Genomic DNA, 2,645 nt, shown 5'->3' on the forward strand with positions numbered 1-2,645 from the left:
CGATCGGCCTTGTAGGCAATCACCGTCGGGTGGTGTTTACGGGGACGACTGGTCAGAGTCATCGACTTCGCCTCCAGTCTCGATTTGGACACTGCGACCGCTGTGACGAGGGCGAGCAGCTCGGCATCGGTGCACTGTGAGCGTTCGGAAGCCCGAAGGACACGGCTCGACGCGTCACGGAGGCCCTCAGAGCGCCGGCCTGACGCGCATATCCTGCTCGACCAGCTCTGAAGGTCGCACGCAAAGACGGACCCGGCCGCAGCCGGGCTCCGTCGCTTGCACTGTCTGGCCGTCAGGCCAGGCGGCGGTAGATCAACTGCGTCGACACAGACGGGTCGTCGGCGTAGGCCGCACCTGCCTCCTTGTCGACGTACTTCAACCAGCTGGAGTCGGCCGCCAACGCCTGCTGGGCCGCCTCCATGGCTTGCACATTTGCATGACCACTGACCCAGCCGACCCCGCCGTAGGTCCCGGTCACATCGGCGAGGAACAACGTCGGCGTGCCCGTGATCTTCTCGGCACGCTGCGCGAGCTCGACTCCGACCTCCGACCCCCGAGCAACGTTGCCGCTCGCGCACACGGTCCGCACCGCGGTGACATACTCGATCTGACGATTCGGGTCCGGCTCGCCGTAGATCACCTGGCCCAGGTTGTCGTCGGCACCGCCGACGGTCATCGCCGCACCCTGGTCCGTGGCCGACATGAACGCATCATCGGCGTTCAACTTGTCACCCGCGGCTTCCAGCGTGGCGAGATCCGGCACGAAGGTGGACCAGCCGATCGCGCCCACTTCCGGTGAGAAGACCTGCATGTACAGCCCCACCTGGAGCCCGGTGATCTTGTTGACGTTCTCGGTCTGCGCGAGCGCCCATGCCATCGCTTCACGCGCGCGACCGGGTCCGATGCGAATCCGACGACTGAACAGGTACATGACTACCCCCTTGTCTCCCCCGGACCCACCGAGCGACACGAACGGCTCCGGTCCGGGGGCGGAACGGCCTCGTCTCGAAGCATCCCAGGCTACCGAGACTTCCGCAATGGCGCGGAACCACACCGACGCGCTCCGCTCGCCCTCGTGACGGTCCTGCCCAACCGGCCGGGATCGCGGAGCTTGTCGGGCTCGATCTATCGCCGCTTGAGGTTCGCCAACGCCTTGGATACGTGCTCGACTGTCGACTTGGGGCTCACCTTGTAGAAGACGCCAGCGACCTTTCCCTGCGGGTCGATCACGAACGCCGACCGGATGATCCCCATGTACTCCCGGCCGTAGAGCGTCTTCTTCCCCCACGCCCCCCACTGTGACGCGACCTTGTGGTCTTCGTCGGCGAGCAGCGGGAAGCCGAGGCTGTACTTCGTGTCGAACTTCTTCTGCTTCTCAGCCGCGTCCGGACTGATGCCGAGGACGGTCGCCTTCAGGCGCTTGAGGTCGGGCATCGCGTCGCTGAGCGCACACGACTGCGTCGTGCAGCCGGGCGTGTCAGCCTTCGGGTAGAAGTACACGACGACGTTCTTGCCCTTGAAGTCGGACAACTTCACTTTCTTGCCGCGCTGATCCGTCAGCGTGAACGCCGGTGCGCGCGCTCCAACTTTCAGCTTGGGCACGGTTGGACCCCTTTCCCGACTCGCTCGAAATTGACCCCTAGCATGCCGCACGTGCGCCGACGGATGCTCGTTCGGATCGACGCGCCAACCGACGCGGTGCGCGACGCCGCGAGAGAAGCGCTCGGCGTCGCACCAGGTGCCGACGGCGTGCTGACCGGCCCGCTGTTCGACCACGACAGCCCCGGCTCGACACTTCAGGTGCACATCGAAGGCGATCCGAGCCAGAGCACCGTTCGGCTCGACGGTGGCTCGAGCATCTCGGTGCCGTACTTCGGATGGTTCATCCGTCTCGTGGTGTGGTTGGTGGCGCGGCGCGTGCTCGATGATGCCGCCACGCGCCTTCGCGCCGCGGTCGCGGGCGACCCTGTACCCCCACCACGTCACCACCGCACGCTGATCCCCGCGTCCTTCACGGCCGACCAAGCCGCGCGCCTCGCGGTGCTCACCGCCGTGGCCGCTGTCGCCAGCTTCGGGAGCGCGCTCTTCACGCAGAACGGTGACGCAGTCACTCGGTCGTTCAATCGTGGCGACGAGGCGCTCGGTGACGCGCTGGCGTTCGCCCGCATCGGTGTGCTGCTCACGCTGGTGGCGGCGTCCATGGCTGACCGGTTCGGTCGTCGCCGGATGATTCTCATCGGGCTCGGGGGGATGTGCGCGGCGAACGCGCTGGCGGCTGCGGCGCCGAGCTTCGAGGTCTTCACGGCTTCGCAGGTGCTCACTCGAGCGTTTGCCAACGCGACCTTTGCGATCACGGCCATGGCCGTGGTCGAAGACGCGCCCGAGGGGGCTCGTGCCTTCTCGTTCTCGATGTTCGGGATGGGCTTGGGCCTCGGCTTCGGCGCGACGGTGTTCCTCCTCCCGATCAACGACCTGAGCGACGACACCTGGCGGGTCGCCTTCGCGTTGAGCGCGCTCACGGCGCTGCTCCTGCCAGGCATCGTCCGACGCCTGCGCGAGACCATCCGATATGAGCGTCTCGAGACCATGACGAGGTCGAGGGCGAGCGCGAGGGCCCGGCTCCTCGAGCCGTTCGACCGTCGATA

At 66.7% G+C, this 2,645-nt stretch carries 3 protein-coding genes; 1 reads left to right on the forward strand and 2 read right to left on the reverse strand.

Translation table 11 applies throughout. The features are described 5' to 3' along the window. Nucleotides 1-292: 292 nt before the first annotated feature. Nucleotides 293-931 (reverse strand): hypothetical protein, encoded by a 639-nt coding sequence (locus WEE69_11250; protein ID MEX1145869.1) that lies wholly within the window; start codon nt 929-931, stop codon nt 293-295. 194 nt (nt 932-1,125) lie between these two features. Then, nucleotides 1,126-1,602, reverse strand: a complete 477-nt coding sequence (gene bcp / locus WEE69_11255) for a thioredoxin-dependent thiol peroxidase (GenBank protein ID MEX1145870.1) — start codon at nt 1,600-1,602, stop codon at nt 1,126-1,128. 51 nt (nt 1,603-1,653) lie between these two features. On the opposite strand from bcp, the gene WEE69_11260 reads away from it, so the two are divergent. Then, the coding region (locus tag WEE69_11260) for an MFS transporter (protein ID MEX1145871.1) at nt 1,654-2,645 on the forward strand (992 nt) is incomplete at its 3' end.

The sequence above is a fragment of the Acidimicrobiia bacterium genome, from assembly GCA_040881685.1.
In the GTDB taxonomy this organism is placed as follows: Bacteria; Actinomycetota; Acidimicrobiia; order IMCC26256; family PALSA-555; genus SHVJ01.